The organism is Sphingomicrobium arenosum, assembly GCF_026157085.1.
Taxonomy (GTDB): domain Bacteria; phylum Pseudomonadota; class Alphaproteobacteria; order Sphingomonadales; family Sphingomonadaceae; genus Sphingomicrobium; species Sphingomicrobium arenosum.
Genome location: NZ_JANPVN010000001.1, coordinates 454,857 through 480,063, shown reverse-complemented (window position 1 = coordinate 480,063; position 25,207 = coordinate 454,857). Strand labels below are relative to the sequence as shown.

The following is a 25,207-nucleotide window of genomic DNA, read 5'->3' as shown; positions in this document are numbered from 1 at the left end:
CCCTTTCACCGCCGATAAGCCTTGGGCAATTGTTCGCGCACGAGGCTGCGATAGCGCCGCGCGAGCGCGGTCTGCCGGTTCTCGAGGCTTTGCTCGACCCCGTCGATCCATACGCGCTCGGCATGGCTGGTGAGTTCGAGCGGATCGCCCGACCAGAGCACGACATCGGCGCGCGCACCGGGTGCGAGGACGCCGATCTCGCCGTCCATCCCGATCATCGACGCGGGTGTCGAGGTGATGGTGGCAAAGGCTTGCCCCCAGCTGAGGCCGGTGTGGCCGGGCACGCGGCCAATGGCGACGAGATTGCCCGCCATCTGGCGCCCGTTCTGCGCCCCGCGCGTGACGAAATCGTTGATCTGCGCAGCCGAGACCTCGACCCCGGCGGCGACCATGCGCCCCGCATTGCTCTGGGTGGACGCGAGGCTCTCGAAGCTGCCGGGACGGTTCTGCGTCGGTTCGACGATCACCGGGATGCCCGCCGCCGCGATCTGGTCGGCGACGAGATGTCCCTCTGACGCGCCCAAAAGGATGAGGTCGAGATTGCGAAATTCGCGCTTCAGCCGGATGAGGTTGACGATATCGACCGCGCGATTGGCGACGACCATCATCGGCACCTCGCCCGCCACGACGGGACCCAGCGCCTCGATGTCGGCACTGGTCAGCAGGCTTTCATCGGGCAGGTCGCGATAAGCACCCTCGCCATTCGCGCGGCGCAGCCCTTCGCGCAGCTCGGCCACGCTGCCCGAGCGCGAGCCGCCGGCGATGCCCGCGCCCGCTTCGCCGAGATAGACGAGCTGGAAGGCCTTGCCGCGCGTGATCGGGTCATAGTCGGTGGCGGTGTCGATCACCGCGCCTTGGCCCGCGAAGATGCGGTCGCCCGGCGACGGAGCCACGAGAGCACGCGTCACGCCATCAGCGCGCGCCACCCCGATCGGGCCGGCGGCGGGATTGACGCTCCAGGTGACATCGATCGCGGCGCTATGCGGGCTGCCGCCATTGCCGCTGTCGTCCGAGCCCGAGGCGGACAGGTCGATTTCCGACAGGCCGATGCGGCTGAACGGAGCGACGAGGCCGGGTGAGACCCATTTGCCGGTGGCATGGAGCATGGTCGCGCCTTGGGGCACGCGCACGCTGCCCGCCGCGCCCGCCGCGACGATGCGGCCATTTTCGACGATGACGACGCCATTCTCGATGGGGGCCGAGCCGTCGCCCAGTGCTACGGTGCCGCCCGAGATGACGACCGGCTGTGCGGTGGCGGCCGTGCTGGTGAGCAGACTGGCGGCGATGGCGCTCAGGATGCGGCGGTTCATTTGACGTCTCCCATGCCGGGCTGGCCGAGTTCGAAATCGCTCACCGGGCGCAGCGCCGGATTGTCGGCATCATAAAGCAGCGCCCCGTCGATCCAGACCTTGGCGGGCCGGGTGTAGACGCTGAAGGGATTACCGTTCCACAGCACGACGTCGGCCATCTTGCCGACTTCGAGGCTGCCGGTCTGGTCGTAGATGCCGAGGCTCTTGGCGGGATTGGCGCTGAGCCACTGCCACGCTTCGGCTTCGGATATATCGATGCCCATGCGCGCGCCCGACGCCATCGCCTTGGCGGCTTCCTGGTTCAGGCGCTGGATTCCGTCGGCATCGTCCGAATGGACGATCGCGCAGGCACCCGCCGCATGGACATAGGCGACATTTTGCGGGAGGCCGTCATAGGCTTCCATCTTGAAGCCGTACCAGTCGGCCCACATCGCCGAACAGGTCCCCGCCTCGCGCAGCCGGTCGGCGATCTTGTAGCTCTCGACGGCATGCTGGAAGCTGGTGACCTTGTAGCCGAACTCCTCGGCCATGGTCAGCATGATCGCCATTTCATCGGCGCGGTAGCAGTGGTTGTGGACGAGAATCTCGCCGTCGAGCACGCCGCGCAGCGTGTCCAGCGCAAGGTCGCGGGTCGGCATCTCGCCGCCCTCGGCCTCATATTTGTCCCACTGGCGGTCATAATCCTGCGCCTCGATCCAGGCGGCGCGGACCTGCCCGACATTGCCCATCCGGCTGCCGGGTCCGCCCTTGTCGCCATAAACGCGCTTGGGGTTTTCGCCGCAGGCCATCTTGAGGCCATAAGGCGCGCCCGGGAACTTCATGTCCATGACCGAGGCGCCGGGCACGTTTTTCAACGTCACCGAACGCCCGCCGAACAGATTGCCCGAGCCGGGCAGCACCTGGAGGCTGGTCACCCCGCCATTGGCGAGCGCGCGCGAAAAGCCGGGGTCCTGCGGCCAGACGCTATGTTCGGTCCAGACGTAAGCCGTGTTGGGGCCGGTCAGCTCATTCCCGTCGGACAGGCTCTCGATCCCCGGGCTGGGATAATTGCCGAGGTGGCTGTGCACGTCGATGATGCCCGGCGTGACATACATGCCGGTGCCGTCGATGACCTGCACGCCCGCGCGCGCGCCAAGCTCGCTCGCGGCGCCGATGCCGGTGACGATGCCATCCTCGAGCAGCACCGCGCCATTGTCGATACGCCCGCCATTGCCGTCGAACACTGTCGCGCCGGTGATGAGCGTCGGCACGCCCGGATAGGCTTCGTAGGTCGAGGCAAAGGGGTTCTTGTCGAACAGCGTGGGCGGCGACTTGTCGCTGTCGCCCGCATTGGCGGTGGCGCAGGCGCAAAGGCCCAAGGCTGCGCCGGCAAGGAAGATGGATCGCATGGGGGTCCCTTCGTCAGCTCTGGTTCGCCGCTCTTGATACGCCCCCGGCACGAAAAAGAAAGGGCGGACCAAAAGGCCCGCCCTTCCTGTCATTGCCATGCTTGGCCGCGGATTTACGCGGTCGGCTTGGTGGTCGGGTGCACCCCGGCCTCCTGCGCCTCCATCCCGGCGGCACCCTCGCCCTCGAGATGCGGATCGGCATCCTTGAGGGTGTCGAGGTGCATCCAGCGCTTCACCAGCGGCGACACGAGGATCACCGCGACGCCGACGCCGATCGAGATCCACCCGATCTTGTCGTAGATGGCGAGCGTGGCCTCCTTGGTCATTTCGCCGTCTTCGCCGCCGGTGGCTTCACCGATCTTGCCCGCGACGAAGTTGCCGACCGCCGACATGTAGAACCAGGCGCCCATGATGAGGCTGGCCATGAAGGCAGGGGCAAGGCGGTTCATCGCGCTCAACCCCACCGGCGAGAGGCAGAGCTCACCCGCGGTGTGGAAGAAGTAGATGAGGAAGACGAACAGCACCGGGGTCATCGCATCGCCGTTGCCGCCGAGAACGAAGACCAGGAAGCCGATGCCGAGCAGGATCAGCGCGATGCCGAACTTGGCCGGCGCCGAGGGTTCGAGCCCCTTGCGTCCGAGGAACTGCCACACCGCCGCAAACACGGGGGCGAGCAGGATGATGTAGATGGGGTTGATCGACTGGAAGATCGATGCCGGCACCCCGCCCGTATCGACGAAGCGATCGGTGTAGAGGTTGAGGCTGCCGCCCGCCTGCTCGAACAGGCCCCAGAAGAGCGGGTTCAGCGAGACGAGGAAGAGGATCGCGAAGACGCGCTCGCGCGGTTCCTTCTCCAGCTTGGTGAAGGCGATGTAGAGCACGTAGCCAAGCAGCGCGAAGCCCGAAACGAGCAGGATGTTCTGCACCGTCTCGTCGTCTTGGACGAGGAGCCACATGATCGCGACGGCGGCAAGGCCGACGGCGTAGATCATGAATTCCTTCGACTTGGCGAGCGGCGCCGGCGCTTCGCCCGCGCCCAGCAGCACCTTCTTGCCGAGCACGAAGACTACGAGGCCCGCGAGCATGCCGATGCCGGCAAGACCGAAGCCATAGGCCCAGCCCAGCGTCTGGCCGAGGTAGCCGACGAGGATCGTGCCGATGGCGGCGCCGACGTTAATGCCCATGTAGAAGATGGTGTAGGCGGCATCGCGGCGCAGGTCGGTGAGGCGATAGAGCTGACCGACCATCACCGAGATGTTCGCCTTGAGGAAGCCCGAGCCGACGATGATCAGCGCCAGCGCCAGCCAGAAGACATTGATGGTCGGATCTTCCTGACCGCCAACGCCCTCGAACGCCATGAAGAGGTGGCCGAAGGCCAACAGCACGCCGCCGAACAGGACCGCCTTGCGCTGCCCCAGGTAACGGTCGGCGAGATAGCCGCCGAGCACCGGGGTGATGTAGACCAGCGCCGTGTAGCTGCCGTAGATCGCCGTCGAGGCGCCGTCGGTGAACAGCCAGTGCTGCGTCAGGTAGAAGATGAGCAGCGCGCGCATGCCGTAGTAGGAGAAGCGCTCCCACATTTCGGCGAAGAACAGCATGTAGAGGCCTTTCGGGTGACCGAAAGCCTCTTCCTTCTTGCTCATCGCGATCGAGGCGCCGACGGCAAGGAAGAAGCCGAGGACCACGACGGCGATCGCCGCCGTCCAGTCCGCAGCATTCCAGAGCGACATGTCTTTCATGGGTGAAACCTTCTTATCGTGTCGGCCGGAACGAGCCCCCGCATGGCAACGCGCTTCCCGGCCATCATCAAACTGTAAGACCGCGCACCGTAACGACGAAATGAGCGCTGTGAAGAGGGCGCTTGACGAAAGCTGTGGCACAAAGGACACGGGTGGCCATGATCCCTAACGACCAGTCCACCCCGCTTTCCCACCTCGCCACTCGTCGATCGGGCCGCCCGCGCGACATTGTCGCGCCCGGTCCCGACAGCGCCCAGCTGGCGCGCATCCTGACGCTGGCGAGCCGCACGCCCGATCATGGCAAGCTGGTGCCATGGCGCTTCGTGCTGATCGAGGACCGGCAGCGGTTCGCCGATCTGCTCGAGGCGGGATGCCGCGCCGAGGCGGAGTGCCACGACGCCAAGATCGCCAAATTCCGCGACAAGGCGTTCTGGGCGCCGACGCTGGTCGCGCTGATCGCCAGTCCGGTGCGCCCGCACAAGATCCCCGAATGGGAACAGCGCCTCACCGTCGGCGCAGTCGGCATGAACCTCCTCCACGCCGCTCATGCCCACGGCTATGTCGGCGGCTGGATCACCGGCGCGCAAGCCACCATGCCCGAGGTCGTCGCCAGCCTGTGCGGCGCGGGCGAGGACATCGCCGGTTTCTTCTATCTCGGCTCGCCCGCCCAACCGCTCGAGGAACGCGAACGCCCCGACCTCGGCGAGATCGTGCACAGCTTCTGAGCCCCCGCACCTCAGGGGTGGTTGCAACTTTTCGCGACCCGCTGTATTAAACCAGCATGACGCTAGCCAAGACCCCCGCGAAACCCGTGTACGTCCGCATCCGCGAGGAGATCGGCAACGCCATCCTCGCCGGGCAATATCGCGACGGCGACGCGCTTCCCTCGGTGCGTGCGCTGGCCGCCGAGATGAGCGCCAATCCGTTGACGGTCGCCAAGGCCTATCAGGGGTTCCAGGACGACGGCCTCGTGACGGTCAAGCGCGGTGTGGGCATGTTCGTCGCCAAGGGCGCACGCGAACAGCTGATGAGCGATGAACGCGCGCGCTTCCTCAAGGACGAATGGCCCGAAATCCGCGCCCGCATCGATCGGCTCGGGCTCGAGGCCGACGAGTTGCTGGCCAAAGCCTGACTGCCAAAACCTTCGTCATTGCGAGCATAGCGAAGCAATCCAGCGGCACCGCCCATGGATTGCCGCGTCGCTACGCTCCTCGCAATGACGACTCAGTCTTAACCCAGCGCTTCGGCGTCGACTGCGTATAGCAGGTCCGCCCCCACCCCCGCCGATGCACCCAGCCCGAACGCCTCGGGCACGATGGTCGCGTTGAAGAAGGCGCTCGCCGCCTTGGTGCGCGCGTCCCTATCGACCTGCTCGGCCATTTTTTCGAGGAGCCAGCCGCCGACTAGCACCGAACACATGGTGAGGAAGGGATAGCTGCCGGCCATCTTGTTATCGGCCTCGGCGCTGCGCAACATCACCGCCGCCTGGTCGACCGCATCGGCCAGCGCCTGCAAGCGCTCGTCCATCGCCTCGGCACGGATGTCGGCGATCAGCCCGTCGAAGGCGAGCCCGCCATCGAGCCCGAGCTTGCGGCCGACAAGGTCGGCGGCCTGGATGCCGTTGGTGCCTTCGTAGATGGGCGCGATCCGGGCATCGCGAAGATACTGCGCCGCGCCGGTTTCCTCGACATAGCCCATGCCGCCATGCACCTGCACGCCGAGGCTCGCCACCTCGCAGCCGACATCGGTCGCCCACGCCTTGGCCATGGGGGTGAGGACGTCGCCGCGAAACCGCATGGCCTCCTCGCCCGCCGCGCCCCAGTCGAGGCAGCCGAAGGCGTAATAAGTGAGCGCACGGCTCGCCATGGTCAGGCTGCGCATCCGCATCAGCATCCGACGCACGTCGGGATGCTCGGCGATCGGGCTGTTGGCGCCGGCGCGGGCGCCCTGCTTGCGCTCCATCGCATAGTCGACCGCCTTCTGCGTCGCCGCCTCGGCGATGCCGACGCCCTGCAGGCCGACATTGATGCGCGCATTGTTCATCATGACGAACATGGCGCGCATGCCGCCGAACTCTTCGCCGATCAGCCAGCCGGTCGCGCCGCCTTCATCGCCATATTGCATGACACAGGTGGGCGAGGCGTGGATGCCGAGCTTTTCCTCGAGCTTGGTGCATTTCACATCGTTCATGCTGCCGTCGGGCAGGATCTTGGGCACGAGGAAGAGCGAGATGCCGCGCGTGCCGGCCGGCGCATCGGGCGTGCGCGCCAGCACGAGATGGATGATGTTGTCGGCCAGTTCGTGATCGCCATAGGTGATGTAGATCTTCTGGCCCGAAATCTTGTAGCTGCCGTCGCCCACCGGTACCGCCTTGGAGGTCAGCGCGCCGACGTCCGAGCCCGCCTGCGGCTCGGTGAGGTTCATCGTCGCCGACCATTCGCCCGACACGATCTTTTCGAGATAGCGCTCCTTGAGCTCATCGGAGCCATAGGCCTCGAGCGCTTCGATCGCGCCCATCGAGAGCATCGGGCAGAGCGCGAAGGCGATGTTGGTGGCGTTCAAATTCTCCATCAGCGCCGCCGAGAGCGACAGCGGCAGCGCCTGCCCGCCCCACTCCTCAGGCGCCGACAACGTCATCCAGCCGCCCTCTACAAAGGCGTCATAGGCTGCCTTGAAACCATCGGGCAGCACGACCTTGCCATCGACCAACCTGGCGCCTTCCTCGTCACCCGTGCGGTGGAGCGGCAGGAACTCGCCCATCGCGAATTGCGCCGCGCCTTCGAGCACCGCCTCGACCAGCTCGCTGTCGGCTGCCTCGAAGCGCTCATGCTTGGCGAGGCCGGGCAGGTCGACGACGTCGCGCAGGACGCGCGCCTGGTCCGAAACGGGGACAGAAAAGGGCATGGTTGTTCCTTGCTACTGATGGCTGGGGGCTGCATAGCCCGGCAATGGCCGCGCCGTCACTACCGACCGAAATCATTCCCGCCAATGCCGCCGGGATCGACCGTGCCTGCACCATCCTGGCGCAAGGCGCACCGGTCGCGGTGCCGACCGAGACGGTCTATGGGCTGGCCGCCGATGCGACCGACGCCTTTGCCGTGGCGCGCATCTACAAGGCCAAGGGCCGCCCCGACTTCAATCCGCTCATCACCCACGTCTTCGATCTTGAGGCAGCGGAAAAACTGGCCGTCTTCAACGAGGAAGCGCGCGAACTGGCGGAGGCACATTGGCCCGGCCCGCTCACGCTGGTCCTGCCGCGCCGCGAGGGCACGGGGATTGCCGATGTGGTGACCGCAGGCCTGCCGACCATCGCCATCCGCGTGCCCGCCCATCCGGTGATGCGCGCCTTGCTCCATCGCTATGGCAAGCCGCTCGCCGCGCCCAGCGCCAACGCCTCGGGCCGCATCAGCCCGACGCAGGCCGCGCATGTCGCCGCAAGTCTTGCCGGGCGCATCCGCCTCATCCTCGACGGCGGTCCTTGCGAGCAGGGAATCGAGAGCACGATCATCGCGGCCACAGGCGATGGTCTCCGCCTCCTGCGCCGCGGCCCGATCCATGTTCCCGAGGCCGTCGAAGCGAAGGGCGACAAGATCGAGGCACCCGGCCAGCTGCTGAGCCATTATGCGCCGCAAAAACCGCTCCGCCTCGACGCGACCGAGGCGAGCGCGGACGAATTGCTGATCGGTTACGGCGAGGTCGAAGGCGACCTCTACCTCGGCGATGATCCCGTCACCGCCGCCGCGCGATTGTTCTCGCTCCTGCACGAAGCCGATGCCTCGGATGCCGAGAAGATTGCCGTTGCACCGATCCCGGGCGAAGGTCTCCCCACCGCAATCCGCGACCGGCTGAGGCGGGCCGCGGCGCCGCGTCCCTGAGCGTCATCCCAGCGAACATTCTCGGAGGCATGGGCCTCAGCCTGCGCTGGGGCGACGAGAAAAGTTAAGCCCCCACCCCGTCCTTGAGCTTGGTCTGGAAGCTCTTGCGGAACTTGCGCAGCTTGGGGTCGATCACCGCCATGCAATAGGGATTGTTACCGCCTTCGCGCGCAAAATAATCCTGGTGGTAGTCCTCGGCCGGGTACCAGGTGGCGGGGCCTTCGATGGTCGTGACCACCTTGCCGCCCTCTTTCTCGTTGGCGCGCGCGATACCCGCCTTTGCCGCTTCGGCCTGCGCATCGTCCAAGGGGAAGATCGCGCTGCGATATTGCGTGCCGATATCGTTGCCCTGCCGGTTCAGCTGGGTCGGATCGTGCGTCGCGAAGAAGATGTCGAGGAGGTCGTCGTAGGAAATGACCTCGGGATCGAAGGTCACGCGCACCGCTTCGGCATGGCCGGTATTGCCGCCGCACACTTCCTTGTAGGTCGGATTGACGACCTCGCCGCCGATATAGCCGCTCTCGACCGCGCTGACACCGATCACGTCGAGATAGACCGCCTCGGTGCACCAGAAGCAGCCACCCGCCAAAATTGCCTGTTGTTCGCCCATGCCGATATTCCTTCCGATCTCGAGGGTCCGAGATAGGATGCCGACAAGATTACAAAAGGGGGGCTTTCGACCCTATTTGTCGAAGCTGGCCTTGAGGCTGGCGAGTTCGAGGCGCTTGGCCATCCATTCGGCCAATTCCTCGAATTCCAAAGGACGGTCGAACACGATCCCCGCGCGGCGATCCGAATACCAGCGAATCTCGCCCTTGATGGGACGCAGGCTCTCCACCACCACGACGACCTTCTGGCCGAGGCAATATTCCTCGATCGGCTCGACCTTCATCCCGCCGAGCGAGATGTCGTGGACGTCGACCGTGTAATAGAGCTTGCCGACGCGCACATTGGCCTTGCAATTGACCTGGAGACGCGGCGGACGCGGGCGGAAGCCATGGCGCGGCTTGCGGCCCGCAAGCATCTCGCCAAGGTCGATATTGGCGTCGAACTTGAAGCCCGCCGTCCCTTCGCGGATCCACACCACCTTGGCGGGGATCTGCTGCGAATTGAGTTCGAGCATGACGACATCGCCGATTTCATGGGCATGCGTCGTCTCGGCCATCAGCCCGCCCGCCGACAGGTTGCGCACCCGGATGAGCTGTTCCTGCCCCTCGGCGCCGATCAGCTTGGCGACGCGCAGCATGGGCATGACACGTTCGTCGACGCGGCGCTCGACCGGGCGCGGTACCTCGGTGGAGAGCGAGAAGATGGTCGATTCGAAGGCAAGGTGATCCTGCCCGAAAGGACGCTTCTGGCGACGACGGATGAACGAGCCCAGCATATGTGTCTCCCTAGGGGCTGAAGTCCTAACCCGATGGTTTTACGGAGGATTGGGTTAAAAAGACGTTTCCTGTGGCGTGACCACGCGCTACACTTTGGTTACTGGCGGATTCACCCAATCTTCCCGCCGGTGGACGGAGACTTTATGGCACGCCGACCAAGGCTGCTCCTGATCGATGACGAGCCTGCGCTCGCGGCCTTCCTCGCGGATGCCGCGCGGCTCAGTGCGTTCGAGCCGGTCATCGCCACCGACCACCGGGATTTCCGCGATATCTTCCGCACCCACCCCCCCGACATGGTGGCGATCGACCTCGGCATGCCGGGCATGGACGGGGTCGAACTCTTGCGCTTCCTCGCCGACAATCGCGCGCAGCAACCGATCCTGATCGTCTCGGGCTTCGAGGATCGCATCATCGAGACCGCGTTCCGCCTCGGGCGCGAACTGGGGCTCAACATGGTCGGTCCGATCGGAAAGCCGGCGCGGCTGGCCACGCTGGAGGATTTGTTCGTCAAGGTGCGAGAGCGCCTCGTCGCGTGACGGAAATTCTCGAACTGGGGCTGCTCGACGGGTTCGAGCGAGCGCTGGCGGGCGACAGGCTCCGGCTCGTATACCAACCCAAGGTCAGCCTCAAGACCGGTAAGCTGGTTCGCGTCGAGGCACTGGTGCGCTGGGACGACGAGAAATTCGGCGCGGTACCACCCTCGCGCTTCGTGCCACTGGCCGAGCGCCACGGGCTCATCGATCCCCTCACCCGCTGGGGGCTCGACACCGCTTTCGCGCAATGGCGCCGCTGGTGCGATGCGGGCATCGACACGGGCCTTGCCTTCAATATCTCGGCGATGAGCCTCGAAGCGCTCGACTTCCCCGATCTTGTCTCGGCCAAATGCGAACAGCATGGCGTGCCGAGCGATCACCTCGTCCTCGAACTGACCGAAGGACAGACCCAGCCGCTGACCAACCTCATGGACACGCTGACGCGCTTTCGCATCAAGGGCATCGGGCTCGCCATCGACGATTTCGGCACCGGCTATTCGACCCTGATGCAGCTGCGGCAATTGCCCTTCACCGAAGTGAAGATCGACCGCTTCTTCGTCACCGACGCCCCCGATCACCGCGACAGCGCGGCGATGGTGCGCGCGATCATCGGGCTGGCACATGAGATCGGCCTCTCGGCCACCGCCGAAGGGGTCGAGACCGATGCGCAGCTGAAGCTGGTGGCGGCGATGAATTGCGACGTGGTCCAGGGCTATCGCATCGCGCGCCCGCTGCCGCCCGAGGAATTGCCCGAGTGGATCGACTGGTGGGCCAATGACTGGAAATCGCTCGGCCTCGGCGACTGACCGACGCATCGCCTAGTCGCGCACGATCCGCGCGATCATCGCCGCATCGCATCCCAATTCCTCCAGCAGGCGCCGCGGCGCATCGCGGCTGGTGCGCGCATGCGCCAGCGGCTCATCGCCGTAGCGCGGCACGGGCGCTGGCACCGAGCCTTGCGGGGTCGCGGCGAAGGCAGCGCGCGCCACATGATGCGGCTCGCGCGGCGCGTCCTCGAGCTTGAGGACGGGCGCCACGCAGGCATCCTTGCCCTCGAAGGCGGCGAGCCAGTGGCTACGCGGCTGCGCACCGATGACATCGGCGATCACCTCGCGCTGCTCGTCCCAGCGCGCGGCATCGAGGAGATTATCGAACAGGGGGTCGCGCGCCAGCCCCAGCACCGCGAGGAATTGCGCGGCGAATTGCGGCTCGAGCGCGCCGACCGACAACCAGGTCCCGTCCGAACACCGATAGGTCCCGTAAAGCGCCATCCCGCCGTCGAGCAGATTGCCCTCGCGCCCGCCGGTCCACATGCCGACATTGCGCATCGCGAACGCGATGGTGCCGAGCAAAGCCGCGCCCTCGCTCATCGCCGCATCGACGACGCGGCCCCTGTCCGCCCCGCCCCGTACCTCGAGGAGGGCGGCGAGCATCCCGAAAGCGAGCATCATCGCCCCGCCGCCATAATCGGCGACGAGGTTGAGCGGCGGCACCGGCTGTTCCTCGCTGCCGATCGCCGACAGGAGGCCGGAGAGCGCGAGATAGTTGATGTCGTGGCCCGCGCGCTGGCTCAGCGGCCCGCGCTGGCCCCAGCCGGTGATACGCCCGACGACGAGCTTCGGATTGCGCGCCTGCAGCACGTCGGGGCCGATGCCCAGCGCCTCGATGCGCCCGGGCCGAAAAGGGTCGATCAGCGCGTCGCTCTTCTCGACGATCCGCAAGAGGAGGTCGCGCTGTGCCTCGTCGCGCAGGTCGAGGTGGAGCGAAATCCGGCCGCGCTCGACGGGATCGTCGGGGATGGCGAGCCGTCCGTCGCGTTCGATCCGCACTACCTCGGCGCCATGGTCGGCGAGCATCATCGCGGCGAAAGGCCCCGGCCCGACGCCCGCCAATTCGATGATCCGCATGCCTGCAAGCGGCCCCATGGGCGCCCCCTTCATCCAGCTTCGGCCGTGACCGAGCCTGCCCGACTGCCCGCCCCCTGTCGATACAGGATCGACCGGCCGTCACCACGCCCCTTTATTTTTGCGCAAGAAGCGCCAATATGTCGGTTGTGAACGAGGGAAGTGACCTGAATGGCGGCGCCGGCGAGCGCGCGCCCGTACCGCCGCCCGAGCCGACGGTACCGCTCGACAGCATCAGCGTGCCCGAGGAAGTGCGTTGCCTCGTCGATTACAGCCCCATTCCCGCGGTCGTTTCCGACCCGCGCCTGCCCGACAATCCGCTGGTCGCGATCAACGACAAGTTTCTCGAGATGACCGGCTATGAGCGCGAGGAAATCCTCGGGCGCAATTGTCGCTTTCTCTCGGGTCCCAAGACCGAACCCTTCCTGTCGGACAAGATCCGTGAAGGGATCGACCAGCGTCGCCCGGTGCTGGTCGAGATCCTCAACTACAAGAAGGGCGGCGAGCCGTTCCGCAATGCGGTTCTCATCGCCCCCATTTTTGGCGAAGGCGACGAACTTCACTATTTCCTCGGAAGCCAGGTCGAACTGAACGGACAGGAACTCGGCCCGTCGCCGACCCGCGCCGCGCGCGCGAGCGAACTCGTCAAGACGCTGAGCCCGCGCCAGGCCGAAGTGATGAAGATGGTCGCCTCGGGCCTCCGGAACAAGCAGATCGCCTATGAGCTCGGCCTGTCGGAAAAGACCATCAAGATGCATCGCGGGCTGGTGATGGAAAAACTCGGGCTGCGCTCGAGTGCCGAGATGGTCCGCATCGCGGTCGAAGCCGGCATCTAACTGGCCCACGGAGCGGCTCGCCCGCCGCCTACCCCTTAAGGTCCATCTGGGAAGATCGGTGCCCATCCCTATTTAGGAAATGGTGCCGGCCCCGGTTCGATCGGTCTCACCGCTTCCCTCTTGGCAAGGCCTACGGGGTCGGCATCACGATCTTCAGAAAAACGCGTCCGTTCAGTCGGTCATGCGCGGCATCTTCTCGCGGACGACCTGGGCGGCTGGTGCCTTGGGCCCCTTGGTCTTGGCCGGCTTTTTCTCTGCCGGTGCGTCGAATTTTGCGGCGGCGGCGCGTTTGGCGATGGTCATTTCTTACCCCTCTCACGACGGTACATGTTGCTTGAAGAGCGCATGAGACCCCCGCGAAGTTGCGTAACGCCACTCAGGCGCGCGGGGGCGCCTCGATTGCCGCAAGCATGCAGCGCAGCGATCCGCCCGCCTGCTCGATGGTCGGAATGGCCACGCTCAACAGGCGTGCATGGCGTTCGATGATGGCGCGCTGATCGCCGCGCAGCGCCGCCGCCGCACGTTCCGACATGGTGAGCAAGGGTCCGTCGCGCCCTGCCAATTCAAAGGCATTGCCGGCAAATTCGTCGACCTGCCATTCCTCAAGCATGACGAGGTCGCGGGTCCCCATCGCCTCGACCAGCGCCTCCCGCTCCGTCGGATCGCGAAGCATGTCCAATCCCACCAGCGCATAGCCGCTGCCCAGTGCCATCATGACATTGGTGTGATAGACCGGCGTTCCGTCGGCGCGGGTAGCGGTAAAGGCGATGGGGCGGTAATCGATGTGCGCGCATAATTCTCGTAGCAGCCCCTCGTCGCAGCGCCCCGAGCGCGTGGCAAAGGCGAGGTGCCGGTCATGGTCGAAGACGATGGCCCCCGTTCCTTCGAGAAAGCGCCCCTGCGCTTCGTGAGGCGAAAGATCGAGGCGGCGTTCGATATGAAAGCCCTGCTCGATCGCCGCGACTATATCTCCGCGCCGCTCTCGCCGCCGGTTGGGCGCGCGCATCGGATAGGTCACGAGCGTGCCGTCGGGATGAACAGAGACCCAATTGTTCGGAAAGACGCTGTCGGGAGTCTCGAGGTCCTCGTCCTCGAACAAAAGCACCTCGACCCCCGCCGCGCGCAACGCCGCCGCGACGGCCGTGACCTCGACATGCGCCGCCGCCGCATCGGCCGTGCCGCTGCCCGACTGATAGCCATTGTCGGCGAGCGTCTCGGGATTGAGCGCGAAATGATGCGGGCGCACCATGAGGACGCTGGACGGCGGCAAGGTCATGTCCTCGCTCCTAGCGCGGCCACACGGGCGGCGTCATCCAACAAATATGCGAGGTCCAGGAAAGGCTGGCTGGGGTGGCAGGATTCGAACCTGCGCATGCCGGTACCAAAAACCGGTGCCTTACCGCTTGGCTACACCCCATTGAGCCGGGCGCGCTTATAACGCGTGGAGCGCGCTTGAAAAGGCCCCAGTTGCCGCTCCGTGCCGATCAGGCGATGTCGCGGCGGTGCTTGGCCATGTCGACGACATTGACCCCGAGGATCTCGGGCCGCCCGAACAGATAGCCCTGCAGCGACCCCACCCCCAGTTCGCGCATGATGTCGGCCTGCGCAGCGGTCTCAACGCCCTCGGCGGTGGTTTCGATACCGAGACCCGAGGCAAGCGCGAGGATGGCGTTGACGATGGCGACGCACTGCTGGTCGCCCGCCGCGGCAGCGCGCACGAAGCTGGCGTCGATCTTGATCTTGGAGAAATGCGCCCGGCTGAGATAGCCGAAACTGGAATAGCCCTTGCCGAAATCGTCGAGCACCATGCGCACGCCAAGCCCGCGCAGCCGCTCGATCGAGGCCAGCGTGTCGGGATCATCGCCAAGGAACACGGTCTCGGTCACCTCGAGTTCGAGCCGGTGCGGATGCAGGCCCGACAAGGCGAGCGCATTCACCACCGTCTTGGCAAGGCCGGCACCGGTCAGCTGCGCCGCCGAGATATTCACCGCCACGCGCACCTGGTCGTCCCAGCGCGCCGCCTCGTTGCAGGCCTCGCGGATGACCCAGTCGCCGATCTGGTGGATGAGACCGGCATCCTCGATGATCGGGATGAAACGGTCGGGCGCGATTTCGCCGCGCGTCGGGTGGCGCCAGCGCAAGAGCGCCTCGCGCCCCACCATCTTGCCCGTCGCTGCATCGACGATCGGCTGGTAGGCGAGCCGCATATCGTCGTTCTTGAGCGCCTCGCGCACGTCATTTTCGAGCAGGCGGTGATCCTCCGCCGCCTCGAGCATGGCGTGATCGTAAAAGGCATAGCCGCCGCGACCCGAGCGCTTGGCACTGTAGAGCGCGAGATCGGCCGAGCGCATCATGCGGTCCTCGCGATTGCCGTCCTCGGGCCCGATGGCGATGCCGATGGTGGCGCCGACATTGATATTGGCCGCGCCGATCGTCACGCCGCGGCTGACTTCGGAAATGATGCGCTCGGCGAGGCCGGAAAGCGAATAGCGGTCGATGTCGCCATGCCAGATGATGGCGAATTCATCGCCTCCTTGGCGCCCGACATGGCCCTCGCCACCGACGACCTTCTCGAGCCGCTCGGCGATGGCGCACAATAGCTTGTCGCCAATCGCATGGCCGAGCGTGTCGTTGACGAGCTTGAAGCGGTCGAGGTCGACCAGCAGCAGCGCGCAGCCGCCATGGCTGTTCATCTGCCCGAGCAGTGCCTGTTCGAGCAGTTCGCGGATCAGGAGTCGATTGGCGATGCCGGTCAGCGGGTCCGAGCGCGCCGCACCCAGCGCGTCGACATTCGCCGTGCGCGATTCGGTGACATCGGAAGCAACGCCCTTCCAGCCGATGAGCTTGCCATCCTCGTCATAATGGGGCCGTCCGGATAGCGACCACCAGCGATCGGTATAGACTTGCGGCACGACGACGTCGCGAAAGGCCGTCTGCTCGCGAAAGGCAGTGAAGAGCTGGCGCACGCCCGAGCTCATGTTGCGATAGCGCCCGTCGGGATCGATCATCCGGAAGACAGAGCGCCCGCGCACCTTGTCGGCCGACAATCCGACCGCACCGGTGAGCGCCTGGCTCATCTTGGTGAAATTGAAGTCGCTGTCCAATTCCCACAAACCGCCCGAACCCGGGGCATCCAATTCGCGCAGCAGTTCGACGAGCTCGCCCATTTCGGCCAGTTCCATCTGGCTGCGGGTCTGGATGAACAATTCGCGCGCGATGACGAGCGAGGCCATGACCAGCGCGATGCAGTAGAGGATCATGAGGATCGCGAGCGGCAGGCTGCCAAGCTGCGCGGCCATGATGAGACCCCCGACCGACATGAGCAGCGTATAGCCGACGGACGCAGGCGGCACGTAGACCAACATGAACGCCCCGGTGCTCATCAGCACGACGCCGAGCCCGGCGACGATCAGCTGGATCGAGGGCGGGAGATGAACGAACCAGAGGAGTGGCACCGCCCACCAGAGAAAGGTCGTCGCCACCGTGCCGAGCGTCGCGGAAGCGAAGCTCGCGGGTCTGGCGGCGCGATAAGCCGGATCATGGGTCAGCCGGTAGTGACGCCACGCGAACATGCCGCCGAGGACTAGGCAGGTCACCAACCAGATCGCCAGTTCGACGGTCGGGATATAGGGCATCATCACACCGGCATTCACCGCCGCGATGAACAGATTGCCCATGATGACCTTGGGGCCGATCCGGGTGAACTGGTTGACTTGGCGCCAGCGCACCGCGCCGACCATCGCCTGCCGCTGGCTGTGCAGCTTGAGGAGGTCGCCGATCGAGAAGGAGGAGGGCGGCAGATGCGGCGCGCGCGCCGTCGTGGCGCGCACCCGACCTTCGTCCCCTGTCTTGCTGCTGCCACCCACTGCGGTCGATCACCCGTCGTTAGAAACGCTACGATAACGCTTATCCAACGCCCAGTATCAACATTTGGTTACAATCGCAAGTTACTGTATTTACTTATTATTTACCCTCGTCCATTGACGAGATCGTCATAGTCGGCGCGCAGCTGGCGGCTGATGTCGCCGGGGGCGAATTGCCACGGGCCGATTTCCTTGACGAAGGTCACCTCGGCCGCGCTGCCGGTCAGGAAGCATTGCTCGAACTGCGCTAGCTCCTCGGGCCAGATGCGCCGTTCGATCACCTCGATGCCGCGTTTTTTCGCGAGCTCGATGACGGTGCGCCGCGTGATGCCGTTCAGGAAGACGTCGGCGATGGGCGTGTGGATGACACCGTCCTTGATGAAGAAGATGTTGGCGCCGGTGGCCTCGGCGACGCGGCCTTCCCAGTCGAACATCATCGCATCGTCATAGCCCTTGGCCTCGGCCTCATGCTTGGAGATGGTACAGATCATGTAGAGACCCGCCGCCTTGGCATGCACGGGCGCGGTATGCGGCGCGGGGCGACGATAAGGCGCGATGTCGAGGCGGATGCCCTCATTGGCCTTCTTCTCGTCGAAATATTTGCCCCATTCCCATGCGGCGATCGCGAGGTGCGGCTTGGTCGCCTGCGCACTCACGCCCATCTGTTCGGACCCGCGCCACGCCACCGGACGCACGTAAGCGTCGGTCAGCCCGTTGGCCTCGAGCACTTCCTCGCAGGCGGCATCGATCTCGGCGACGCTCCACGGCAGCTTGAAGCCGAGGATCTCGGCCGACTTGTGAAGGCGCTCCGAATGTTCGGTCAGTTTGAAGATCTTGCCATTATAGGCGCGCTGGCCCTCGAACACGCTCGAACCGTAGTGCAGCGCATGGGTCAGGATATGCACTTCGGCTTCGCGCCAGGGGCGCAGGGCCCCATCCATCCAGATGAAACCGTCACGATCGTTATAAGGCTGTACCATTTGAACACTCTCTCCTTGGGCGGGGGCCTAGGATAGGAAGCGCATTTGGGTCAACTGCCGTGAACGTCAGCCGCGCGCCTCGGCGGCCATTTCCTCGGTACGCCGCCGCGCCGCGGCCACGGTGCGCGCGACGAGGTCGTCCATGCCGCCTTCCCCGTCGAGCACGTCGAGCCCGGCCTGCGTCGATCCGCCGGGACTGGCGACGCGGACCGCGAGTTCGCGCATGCCTTCGCCGCTGGTGCGTGCCATCAGTCCGGTCCCTGCCACGGTCTGGAGCGCGATGGCGAGCGCGACATCGGGCTCAAGCCCCAACGCCTCGGCCTGCCGCGCCAGCGCGGCGATGAAGCGCGCGACATAGGCAGGGCCCGAGCCTGCAACCGTGCTGATCGCGGTGAGATCGGCCTCGGACTTGCCCCACGGCACCGTGCCGAGATCGGCGAGGACCGCCGAGATATCGGCCCGCAAAGCCGCATCGGCATCGTCGGAATAGGCGCCGGTGACGCCTTCGCCATGGCTGACCGGCAAATTAGGCATCAGCCGCACGATGGCGCGGGCATGCGGGAAAAGGCGTCGAAGCGTTGCGCATTCCACTCCGGCGAGGATCGACAGCACGACTGCGCCTTTCGCTCGCGGCGCCAACTTTTCCGCCACCTCTTCGATCTGATAGGGCTTGTGCCCGAGCCACACCCAGTCGGGGCTTTCGTCGGGGTAATCGGTTGCCACGCGCACCCCCGGCACTTCGCGGCCCGACGGCGAAATGGCGGTCAGCTTCGACAGGTCGCGGCCCGCGCGGACCCAGCCGGCGACCATCGCGCCGCCCATATTGCCGCAGCCGACGAACCAGCCTGCCGGCATCGCCTTGCCCGAACCGCCGAGGCTCACGCCTCGCCCGCCGTGTCGATCAGCGCCGCCTCGATCGCCTCCGACGGCGACTTGCCGCCCCACAGGACGAACTGGAAGACGGGGAAGAAGCGCTCGCATTCTTCCAGCGCCGCCTCGCTCGTGCCTTCGGCGGCCTCGAGACTCAATTGTCCGCTATTGTCGACGAGGATGGCATGGCGAAAGGCGATGACGCCCGGCCCCTGCCAATATTCGAAATGGCCCATCCAGAGCTGTTCGTTGATCAGCCCGATCGTCTCGTAGATCGCCGCCGTCTTGTCGGTCACGACCTTGATGTCGGGAAAGGCGAGGAACTGAAGGACGCTGTCGTCCTCGCGCCAGACCGCGCGCAGTTCGTACTGCGACCAGCTGCCCGAGGCCGAGGCGATCACTTCGCCCTCGTTGATGCGCTCCGAAGCCCAGCCGCGGGCGCGGAAATAGGCCTCGAAAATCTCGACCGGCGCATCTTCCTCGCGCGGCGCAACCTGGCGGTCCTCGCTCGTCATGGTCACTTCTTCGCGGCAGGCTTCTTCTTGGGCGCGGCCGCCTTGGATGCCGCTTCGATCGCGTCGATGCGGGCCTTCAACTGCTCATTCTCCTCGCGTGCGAGGATCGCCATCGCTTTCACCGCCTCGAACTCGTCGCGGCTGACCATGTCGTCCGAGCCGACGAGGTCGCGCAGGCGCTCCTTCACGCCCGCTTCGGCCTCGCGGCCCATGCCCGCCACGGTGCCGGCCATGCCGTTCACCACCTTGGCGAGATCGTCGAAGAACTTGTTCTGGGTCTGCATGCGTCGTCTTTCTATCCGAACAGGGGTTCGGACACCCCGGGGTTCAGCTCCACGATCGCGCTGTTGAGCGTGAAGGCGAAGATCAGCCACAGCAAATAGGGCACCATCGCCCATCCGGCTAGGGGGCGAATCTTGAAGAAGCGCCCCGCCGCCAGCGCGGCAATGACGAGGATCGCGGCGAGATGCCATTTGGCAAAGGCGATCGCATGGGCGCCGAAGAACACATAACTCCACGAAAAATTGAGCACGAGCTGGAGCAGGAAGAGCGCGATCGCCGCATTGCGCGCAGGCGTGCGCTGGCTGGCGAGGATGAGCGACAGGCTGAGCCCCAACAAGCCGTAGAGGATCGGCCAGACGATGCCGAAAAGATAGGCGGGCGGCTGGAAGGTGGGTTTCTCGAGCGCCTCATACCAGGCGTCGGGTCCAAAGCCGATGCCCGAAGCGCTGCCAAGAATGATGATCCCCGGAACGAGGAAAATCGCATATTTCCACCACGGCTTGGTCTTCGGTTCGATCATCGCTTGGTCTCCAATTCATTGCGGGCCTGCGCCCAGTCCATCAGGATACGCGTCGACAAATCAACCGGGCTTTGGTCGAGTTCCTCCAGCGGAAGCCGCAAGCGACGGACGGGCCATGGCCACCAGCGCCGCCGCACGGGTCGCTCGAGCATCAGTTGAAGATGGGGGTTCGGCCCCTCATGATGGGACCGGATATCGCCAATCTCATCTAGCCGCAGCGGCGCGACGAGCCACCCGGGGCACTGGATTGTCTGGCTGTCGAGGCGCATCACCAGCCGTCCGCTTCGACGATGACGCACGACGAGGACCTCCGGCTCGTCTTCCGGGATTCCCGCGATGATCAATTCTTCACCGCGCCGAGCAGGAATTCCACATTGCCTTCGGGGCCCGTGATCGGACTTTTCTCGACACCCAATACGCGCCAGCCCTTGCTTTCGACCCATGCCGCCGCCTCGTCGCAGACGCGCTGGTGGACGGCGGGATCGCGCACCACACCGCCCTTGCCGACTTCGGCGCGCCCCGCCTCGAACTGCGGCTTCACCAGCACCACCGCCCAAGCGCCGGGCCGGGCGAGGTCGAGCGCGGCGTCGAGCACCTTGTGCAAGGCGATAAAGCTCGCGTCGCACACCACGATGTCGGGCGCTTGCGGGATGATCTCGCCGGTCAGGCTGCGCGCATTGGTCTGCTCGTGCACGCTGACGCGCTCGTCGCTGCGCAGCTTCCACGCCAGCTGGTTGGTCCCGACATCGACCGCGAACACCTTGGCCGCGCCGCGCGTCAGCAACACGTCGGTGAAGCCCCCGGTGGAGGAGCCGACGTCCAATGCGGTCATCCCCGTGACGTCGACCTCGAAATGGTCGAGCCCATGGTCGAGCTTGATGCCGCCGCGGCTGACCCACGGATGCTCGCGCCCTCGCACCTCTAGCGGCGCGTCGTCCTTCAGCTGCTCGCCCGCCTTGTCGATCTTGCGCTCGGCGGAAAAGACATTGCCCGATAGGATATAGGCCTGCGCCTTCGACCGCGTCTCGGCGAGGCCGCGAGCGACGAGCAGCTGGTCGGCGCGCACTTTCTTGGGCTTGGTCATCGCCTCACCACTGGCGCAAAGCGCTCAGAGCCGCAAGCCGCGCCCCTTGCCAAAGCCCGCCGTGCGCCCGCGTACGGTGCCCTCCACCTTCTTCTCGCGCGGCTTGAAGCGCCCGGCGCGGCTCGCGAGCTTGAAATTGCGCAGCGCGGCCGCCTCGACCGCCTCGATGGAGCAGTCCAGATCGTCGGTGCGGATGCCGAAGCTGCCGAAGCCGAAGATGCGCGATAGGCCGACGGGCTTGGAGCCGCCACCTTGCGGCGGATCGTGGAGCGCGAAGAGCACCGCCTCCCCCTCGCCCGCCCCGAAGGCGCGTACGTCCTCGACGTTCCGCCACTCGATCGGATCGCGGTGAAAAGCGGGGTAGAACAGGCCATCGCCGTCGATCCGCAATCCCAGCTTTCGCCCGCTCGGGCGCAGGAGGAGCGCGATGGCGGTCATCACCGCGACCGGCAGGAGGAGCAGCGCCCACAGGATAAGGTCCTGCACCGGCGGCGCGCCCATCAGTCCCGAGAGCCATGCCAGCAAGGGCAGGCTGGCAAGCGCGAGCGGCAACTGCCAGCGCGGATGATCGCTCAACGTCCTCGCTTCCAGCGTGATCGGTTCGGTTGGCAGCGTCTCACCCATGATGACTGCTGTCCTGCTGCAAAAACCCTAAGAGGCGATAACCGAGGCGACGTGCGGCCAAAAGCGCATTTCAATATTTCTTGCCGTCGACCTCGGTCGCTTCTTCCTCGCGCCCCTCCTGCAACTGCTCGCTCGCTTCGGCCTCGGCGTCGCGATCCGCATCGCGCGCCACCAGTCGCTTTTCGGCATCGTGGGTCAGGCAGACCGTGAACTTCACGGGAAAATGGTCCGAACCGATATGATCGAGCCGGTCCATCTCGACGAACCCCCAGTGCGGCGACAGGAACAGGTGATCGAGCGGCCAGCGCATCATCGGCCAGTTGGCGTTGAAGGTCGGCATCAGGCGACGACCGACGCGCGGATCGCGGGTCCCCGACACTTCGAGGAACAGTTTCGTCGTCTTCGACCAGGCGACGTCGTTCAAGTCGCCGAGGATGATCGAGGCACCGCCCTCGTCGCGCGCCTCGCGTCCTACCAGCACCAGTTCGGCATCGCGCTCGCCCGTATCATCGCCCGGACGGGGCGGTTCGGGATGGATGGCATAGACGAGGACCTCGCTGCCATCGCGCATCGTGACACGGGCATCGATCGAGGGAATGTCGTCCTGCACGCGATATTTCACCTCCCCCGTCATGGGGAGGCGCGAATAGAGGTGCATGCCGTAGCTATTCTCGAGCGGCACCGCGATGCGATAAGGGTAGGCCTCGTGCAGCGGGCGCATCGCTTCCTGCCACGCCGCATCGCTTTCTGTGAGGAGGATGATATCGGCCTGCTCGGCCTCGGCCACGCGCAGCATCGCTGCATAATCCTCATTCTCGATCAGGACATTGGCGCCCAGCATGGAGAGCTGCTTTTCCGGCGCGCACTTTTCAACGCCCGCGACTTCGTTGGGATAGAAAAACAGGAAGCGTGAGGCATGGAGGAACTGCCAGGCGGTCGCGACCAGCAATACCGAGACGATGAACAGCGAGCGCCCGCGCCGCACGTCGGGCACGAGAATGGCGTAGAGGAAGGCGACCGCGAGACCGGCAAAGCCCAATTGCATGCGCGGATAGTCGAAGATGCGGATGAACCACAGGTCGGTCTGCCAGGCGGGCAGGAACGCGACCAGCGCGAGCAACAGGGCCAGCAGTCCAAGCCCGTGAATGGCCCAGCGCCGCCAGCCGACATAATGCGGCGTGATGCGGCCCTCGGCGCTATCCATCGATCAGCGCCAAGATGTGCGGGACGAATATCAGCGCACCCACGGCCGTCGCCGTCAGGCTGGCGAGGAAGACGGAGGTCGAGGCCACGTCCTTGGCCTTGCCGATGAGCGGATGATGCTCGAGCGTCACGGCATCGGCGAGCCGCTCGATCGCCGTATTGACGGCTTCCGCGAACCAGACAAGCCCGATCATGATCACGATCAGCGCCCATTCCCACCGCGCCAGGCCGAGGGCCAGCGCCGCGAGCAGGGTGGCGATGCTGGTGACGGCATGAAAGCGCGTGGTCGGCTCCTCGCGCCACAGCGCCTTCAGGCCCTTCAACGCAAAGGTGAAGGCCTTCGCCCGCCCCGCGACGGTGAAGCGATTGTCGCTCAGGCGACCACCCCTTCGTCGCGCACGTCGTTGCGCTTCAGCGCGGTCAGCACCGTCTCGACGATGTCGGGTGCCGTCAGTCCGGCCTCTTCATACTGCTTATCGGGCGCATCCTGGTCCTGAAAGGTGTCGGGCAGGCGCATGGTGCGGATCTTGACGCCGCTGTCGGTAATGCCTTCGTCCGAAGCCATCGTCAGCACATGCGCGCCGAACCCGCCGACCGCGGCCTCCTCGATCGTCACCGCGACTTCATGGCGCGACAGGAGGTCGCGGATCAGCGCCTCGTCCAAGGGCTTGGCAAAGCGCATGTCGGCGATGGTCACGCTGAGGCCCTTGGCCTCGAGCATGGCAGCCGCCTTCTTGCATTCCTCCATGCGCGTGCCGAGGCACATCAGCGCGACGGTCTTGCCTTCCTTGACGATGCGGCCCTTGCCGATCTCGAGCTTTTCGGGCTGTGCGGGGATGTCGACCCCCGTGCCCGCGCCGCGCGGATAACGCACCGCAATAGGGCCATCGTCATACATCGCCATGGTATGCACCATGTGCGTCAATTCGGCCTCGTCGGAGGCGGCCATGACGACGAAATTGGGGAGCGTGCACAAATAGGCAAGGTCGAAGCTGCCCGCATGGGTGCAGCCATCGGCGCCGACGAGGCCGGCGCGGTCCATCGCGAAGCGCACGGGCAAATTCTGGATCGCCACGTCGTGCACGACCTGGTCGTAGGCGCGCTGAAGGAAGGTCGAGTAGATGGCGACGAAGGGCTTGTGCCCCTGCGCGGCCAGACCGGCGGCAAAGCATACGCCATGCTGCTCGGCGATGCCGACGTCGAACATGCGCTCGGGGAAGGCCTGTTCGAAGGCGTCCATGCCCGTGCCCGAGGGCATGGCGGCGGTGATGCCGACGATCTTGTCGTCGCGCTCCGCCTCGGCGATCAGCGCATTGGCGAATACCTTGGTATAGGAGGGCGGCCCGCCCGAACTCTTCTTCTGTTCGCCCGAGACCACGTCGAACTTGGCGACGCCATGATATTTGTCGGCGGCATTTTCGGCCGGCTCGTAGCCCTTGCCCTTCACGGTGCGGGCATGAACGAGGATCGGCCCTTCCTCGGCGTCGCGGACATTTTCGAGAATATCGACCAGCGTCTCGACGTCATGGCCGTCGACCGGGCCGACATAATAGAAGCCCAGTTCCTCGAACAACGTGCCGCCGGTCACCATGCCGCGCGCATATTCCTCGGCCTTGGAGGCGCTCTTGTGGACGCGCTTGGAGATGCGGCGGATCAGGCGCGAGGCAAAGTCGCGCACGCCAAGATAGGCCTCGCTCGATACCAGCCGCGCCAGATAATGCGACAGCCCGCCGACGGGCGGCGCGATCGACATGTCATTGTCGTTGAGGATGACGACCAGCCGATTGCCCGCCTGCTCGGCATTGTTCATCGCCTCATAGGCGAGCCCCGCGCTCATCGACCCATCGCCGATCACCGCGATGGCGCGGCCTTCGCGACCGGCCAGCTTGTTGGCCACGGCGAAACCGACACCGGCGGAAATCGAGGTCGAGCTATGCGCCGCGCCGAACGGGTCATATTCGCTCTCGGCGCGCTTGGTGAAACCCGACAGCCCGCCACCCTGGCGGATGGTGCGGATCCGATCGCGCCTGCCGGTCACGATCTTGTGCGGATAGCATTGATGCCCGACGTCCCAGATCAGCCGGTCATCGGGGGTGTCGAACACATAATGGATCGCCACGGTGAGCTCGACCACGCCGAGCCCCGATCCCAGATGCCCGCCCGAGGTCGAGACGGCATCGATCATCTCGGCGCGAAGTTCATCGCTGAGCTGCCGCAGCTGGCTCTTGTCCAGCTTGCGGATGTCGGAAGGATACTCGACCGTATCGAGCAGCGGCGTGTCGGGGCGTTTGGTCAT

General features: G+C 65.5%; 27 protein-coding genes and 1 tRNA gene. 6 read left to right on the top strand and 22 right to left on the bottom strand.

Features of this window, described 5'->3' with window-relative positions; genetic code table 11:
* Nucleotides 1-5: 5 nt before the first annotated feature.
* The 3 genes from NUW51_RS02205 to NUW51_RS02195 form a co-directional block, all read right to left on the bottom strand.
* Complete coding sequence (locus NUW51_RS02205; protein WP_265562339.1) at nt 6-1,310, bottom strand: amidohydrolase family protein; 1,305 nt, start codon at nt 1,308-1,310, stop codon at nt 6-8.
* Complete coding sequence (locus NUW51_RS02200; RefSeq protein WP_265562337.1) at nt 1,307-2,698, bottom strand: amidohydrolase; 1,392 nt, start codon at nt 2,696-2,698, stop codon at nt 1,307-1,309. Before NUW51_RS02200 ends, NUW51_RS02205 begins: the two co-directional genes overlap by 4 nt.
* Nucleotides 2,699-2,811: 113 nt before the next feature.
* Entirely contained in the window at nt 2,812-4,437 is a 1,626-nt protein-coding gene (locus tag NUW51_RS02195; RefSeq protein ID WP_265562335.1) for a peptide MFS transporter, read from the bottom strand.
* Between the two features lie 161 nt (nt 4,438-4,598).
* On the opposite strand from NUW51_RS02195, the gene NUW51_RS02190 reads away from it, so the two are divergent.
* Both NUW51_RS02190 and NUW51_RS02185 read left to right on the top strand, forming a co-directional pair.
* A complete protein-coding gene (locus tag NUW51_RS02190; RefSeq protein ID WP_407696350.1) occupies nt 4,599-5,162 on the top strand; it encodes a nitroreductase family protein in 564 nt (187 codons plus the stop codon).
* A gap of 56 nt (nt 5,163-5,218) precedes the next feature.
* Nucleotides 5,219-5,569: a GntR family transcriptional regulator gene (locus NUW51_RS02185; RefSeq protein ID WP_265562333.1), complete on the top strand. Its 351-nt coding sequence runs from the start codon at nt 5,219-5,221 to the stop codon at nt 5,567-5,569.
* A 98-nt stretch (nt 5,570-5,667) separates the two neighbouring features.
* On the opposite strand, the gene NUW51_RS02180 is transcribed toward NUW51_RS02185, so the two are convergent.
* A complete protein-coding gene (locus tag NUW51_RS02180) occupies nt 5,668-7,341 on the bottom strand; it encodes an acyl-CoA dehydrogenase (protein WP_265562331.1) in 1,674 nt (557 codons plus the stop codon).
* Between the two features lie 44 nt (nt 7,342-7,385).
* On the opposite strand from NUW51_RS02180, the gene NUW51_RS02175 reads away from it, so the two are divergent.
* Nucleotides 7,386-8,312, top strand: coding sequence for an L-threonylcarbamoyladenylate synthase (locus NUW51_RS02175; RefSeq protein ID WP_265587906.1), 927 nt, complete (start codon nt 7,386-7,388; stop codon nt 8,310-8,312).
* A 64-nt stretch (nt 8,313-8,376) separates the two neighbouring features.
* Here NUW51_RS02175 and msrA read toward each other — a convergent pair whose 3' ends face one another.
* Together msrA and NUW51_RS02165 are read right to left on the bottom strand one after the other, a co-directional pair.
* A complete protein-coding gene (msrA, locus tag NUW51_RS02170) occupies nt 8,377-8,922 on the bottom strand; it encodes a peptide-methionine (S)-S-oxide reductase MsrA (RefSeq protein ID WP_265562329.1) in 546 nt (181 codons plus the stop codon).
* Nucleotides 8,923-8,994: 72 nt separating this feature from the next.
* Nucleotides 8,995-9,696: a PilZ domain-containing protein gene (locus NUW51_RS02165; RefSeq protein ID WP_265562327.1), complete on the bottom strand. Its 702-nt coding sequence runs from the start codon at nt 9,694-9,696 to the stop codon at nt 8,995-8,997.
* A 144-nt stretch (nt 9,697-9,840) separates the two neighbouring features.
* On the opposite strand from NUW51_RS02165, the gene NUW51_RS02160 reads away from it, so the two are divergent.
* On the top strand, nt 9,841-10,233 hold the full coding sequence (locus tag NUW51_RS02160; RefSeq protein ID WP_265562325.1) for a response regulator: 393 nt from the start codon (nt 9,841-9,843) through the stop codon (nt 10,231-10,233).
* A complete protein-coding gene (locus NUW51_RS02155) occupies nt 10,230-11,036 on the top strand; it encodes an EAL domain-containing protein (RefSeq protein WP_265562322.1) in 807 nt (268 codons plus the stop codon). The genes NUW51_RS02160 and NUW51_RS02155 overlap by 4 nt, the downstream gene beginning before the upstream one ends.
* Before the next feature lie 12 nt (nt 11,037-11,048).
* Here NUW51_RS02155 and NUW51_RS02150 read toward each other — a convergent pair whose 3' ends face one another.
* The gene (locus NUW51_RS02150) at nt 11,049-12,155 is read right to left on the bottom strand and encodes a CaiB/BaiF CoA transferase family protein (protein ID WP_265562320.1); all 1,107 of its coding nucleotides are present in this window, start codon (nt 12,153-12,155) and stop codon (nt 11,049-11,051) included.
* Between the two features lie 119 nt (nt 12,156-12,274).
* Here NUW51_RS02150 and NUW51_RS02145 point away from each other — a divergent pair, with 119 nt between their 5' ends.
* On the top strand, nt 12,275-12,970 hold the full coding sequence (locus NUW51_RS02145; RefSeq protein ID WP_265562318.1) for a response regulator transcription factor: 696 nt from the start codon (nt 12,275-12,277) through the stop codon (nt 12,968-12,970).
* Between the two features lie 171 nt (nt 12,971-13,141).
* Here the strand turns inward: NUW51_RS02145 and NUW51_RS02140 are convergent, their stop codons facing one another.
* From NUW51_RS02140 to dxs, 15 genes are all read right to left on the bottom strand, one after another.
* A complete protein-coding gene (locus tag NUW51_RS02140) occupies nt 13,142-13,273 on the bottom strand; it encodes a hypothetical protein (RefSeq protein ID WP_265562316.1) in 132 nt (43 codons plus the stop codon).
* A 73-nt stretch (nt 13,274-13,346) separates the two neighbouring features.
* Nucleotides 13,347-14,246 (bottom strand): citrulline utilization hydrolase CtlX, encoded by a 900-nt coding sequence (gene ctlX, locus NUW51_RS02135; RefSeq protein ID WP_265562313.1) that lies wholly within the window; start codon nt 14,244-14,246, stop codon nt 13,347-13,349.
* A gap of 66 nt (nt 14,247-14,312) precedes the next feature.
* Nucleotides 14,313-14,387: transfer RNA gene (locus tag NUW51_RS02130), tRNA-Gln, on the bottom strand.
* A gap of 67 nt (nt 14,388-14,454) precedes the next feature.
* The gene (locus NUW51_RS02125; protein WP_265562312.1) at nt 14,455-16,800 is read right to left on the bottom strand and encodes a putative bifunctional diguanylate cyclase/phosphodiesterase; all 2,346 of its coding nucleotides are present in this window, start codon (nt 16,798-16,800) and stop codon (nt 14,455-14,457) included.
* A gap of 137 nt (nt 16,801-16,937) precedes the next feature.
* A complete protein-coding gene (locus NUW51_RS02120; RefSeq protein WP_265562309.1) occupies nt 16,938-17,813 on the bottom strand; it encodes a branched-chain amino acid aminotransferase in 876 nt (291 codons plus the stop codon).
* 66 nt (nt 17,814-17,879) lie between these two features.
* Nucleotides 17,880-18,695, bottom strand: coding sequence for a pyrroline-5-carboxylate reductase family protein (locus NUW51_RS02115; RefSeq protein ID WP_265562306.1), 816 nt, complete (start codon nt 18,693-18,695; stop codon nt 17,880-17,882).
* Nucleotides 18,692-19,198, bottom strand: a complete 507-nt coding sequence (locus NUW51_RS02110) for a type III secretion system chaperone family protein (RefSeq protein ID WP_265562305.1) — start codon at nt 19,196-19,198, stop codon at nt 18,692-18,694. The genes NUW51_RS02115 and NUW51_RS02110 overlap by 4 nt, the downstream gene beginning before the upstream one ends.
* Before the next feature lie 2 nt (nt 19,199-19,200).
* Entirely contained in the window at nt 19,201-19,482 is a 282-nt protein-coding gene (locus NUW51_RS02105) for an accessory factor UbiK family protein (RefSeq protein WP_265562304.1), read from the bottom strand.
* A gap of 11 nt (nt 19,483-19,493) precedes the next feature.
* Nucleotides 19,494-20,000: a TspO/MBR family protein gene (locus NUW51_RS02100; protein WP_265562303.1), complete on the bottom strand. Its 507-nt coding sequence runs from the start codon at nt 19,998-20,000 to the stop codon at nt 19,494-19,496.
* A complete protein-coding gene (locus tag NUW51_RS02095; RefSeq protein WP_265562302.1) occupies nt 19,997-20,344 on the bottom strand; it encodes a hypothetical protein in 348 nt (115 codons plus the stop codon). The genes NUW51_RS02100 and NUW51_RS02095 overlap by 4 nt, the downstream gene beginning before the upstream one ends.
* Complete coding sequence (locus NUW51_RS02090; protein WP_265562301.1) at nt 20,341-21,084, bottom strand: TlyA family RNA methyltransferase; 744 nt, start codon at nt 21,082-21,084, stop codon at nt 20,341-20,343. Before NUW51_RS02090 ends, NUW51_RS02095 begins: the two co-directional genes overlap by 4 nt.
* Before the next feature lie 24 nt (nt 21,085-21,108).
* Nucleotides 21,109-21,708 (bottom strand): hypothetical protein, encoded by a 600-nt coding sequence (locus NUW51_RS02085; RefSeq protein WP_265562300.1) that lies wholly within the window; start codon nt 21,706-21,708, stop codon nt 21,109-21,111.
* A gap of 70 nt (nt 21,709-21,778) precedes the next feature.
* Nucleotides 21,779-22,912, bottom strand: a complete 1,134-nt coding sequence (locus NUW51_RS02080; RefSeq protein WP_265562299.1) for an endonuclease/exonuclease/phosphatase family protein — start codon at nt 22,910-22,912, stop codon at nt 21,779-21,781.
* On the bottom strand, nt 22,905-23,234 hold the full coding sequence (locus tag NUW51_RS02075; RefSeq protein WP_265562298.1) for a diacylglycerol kinase: 330 nt from the start codon (nt 23,232-23,234) through the stop codon (nt 22,905-22,907). The genes NUW51_RS02080 and NUW51_RS02075 overlap by 8 nt, the downstream gene beginning before the upstream one ends.
* A 50-nt stretch (nt 23,235-23,284) precedes the next feature.
* Nucleotides 23,285-25,207 (bottom strand): 1-deoxy-D-xylulose-5-phosphate synthase, encoded by a 1,923-nt coding sequence (dxs, locus tag NUW51_RS02070; RefSeq protein ID WP_265562297.1) that lies wholly within the window; start codon nt 25,205-25,207, stop codon nt 23,285-23,287.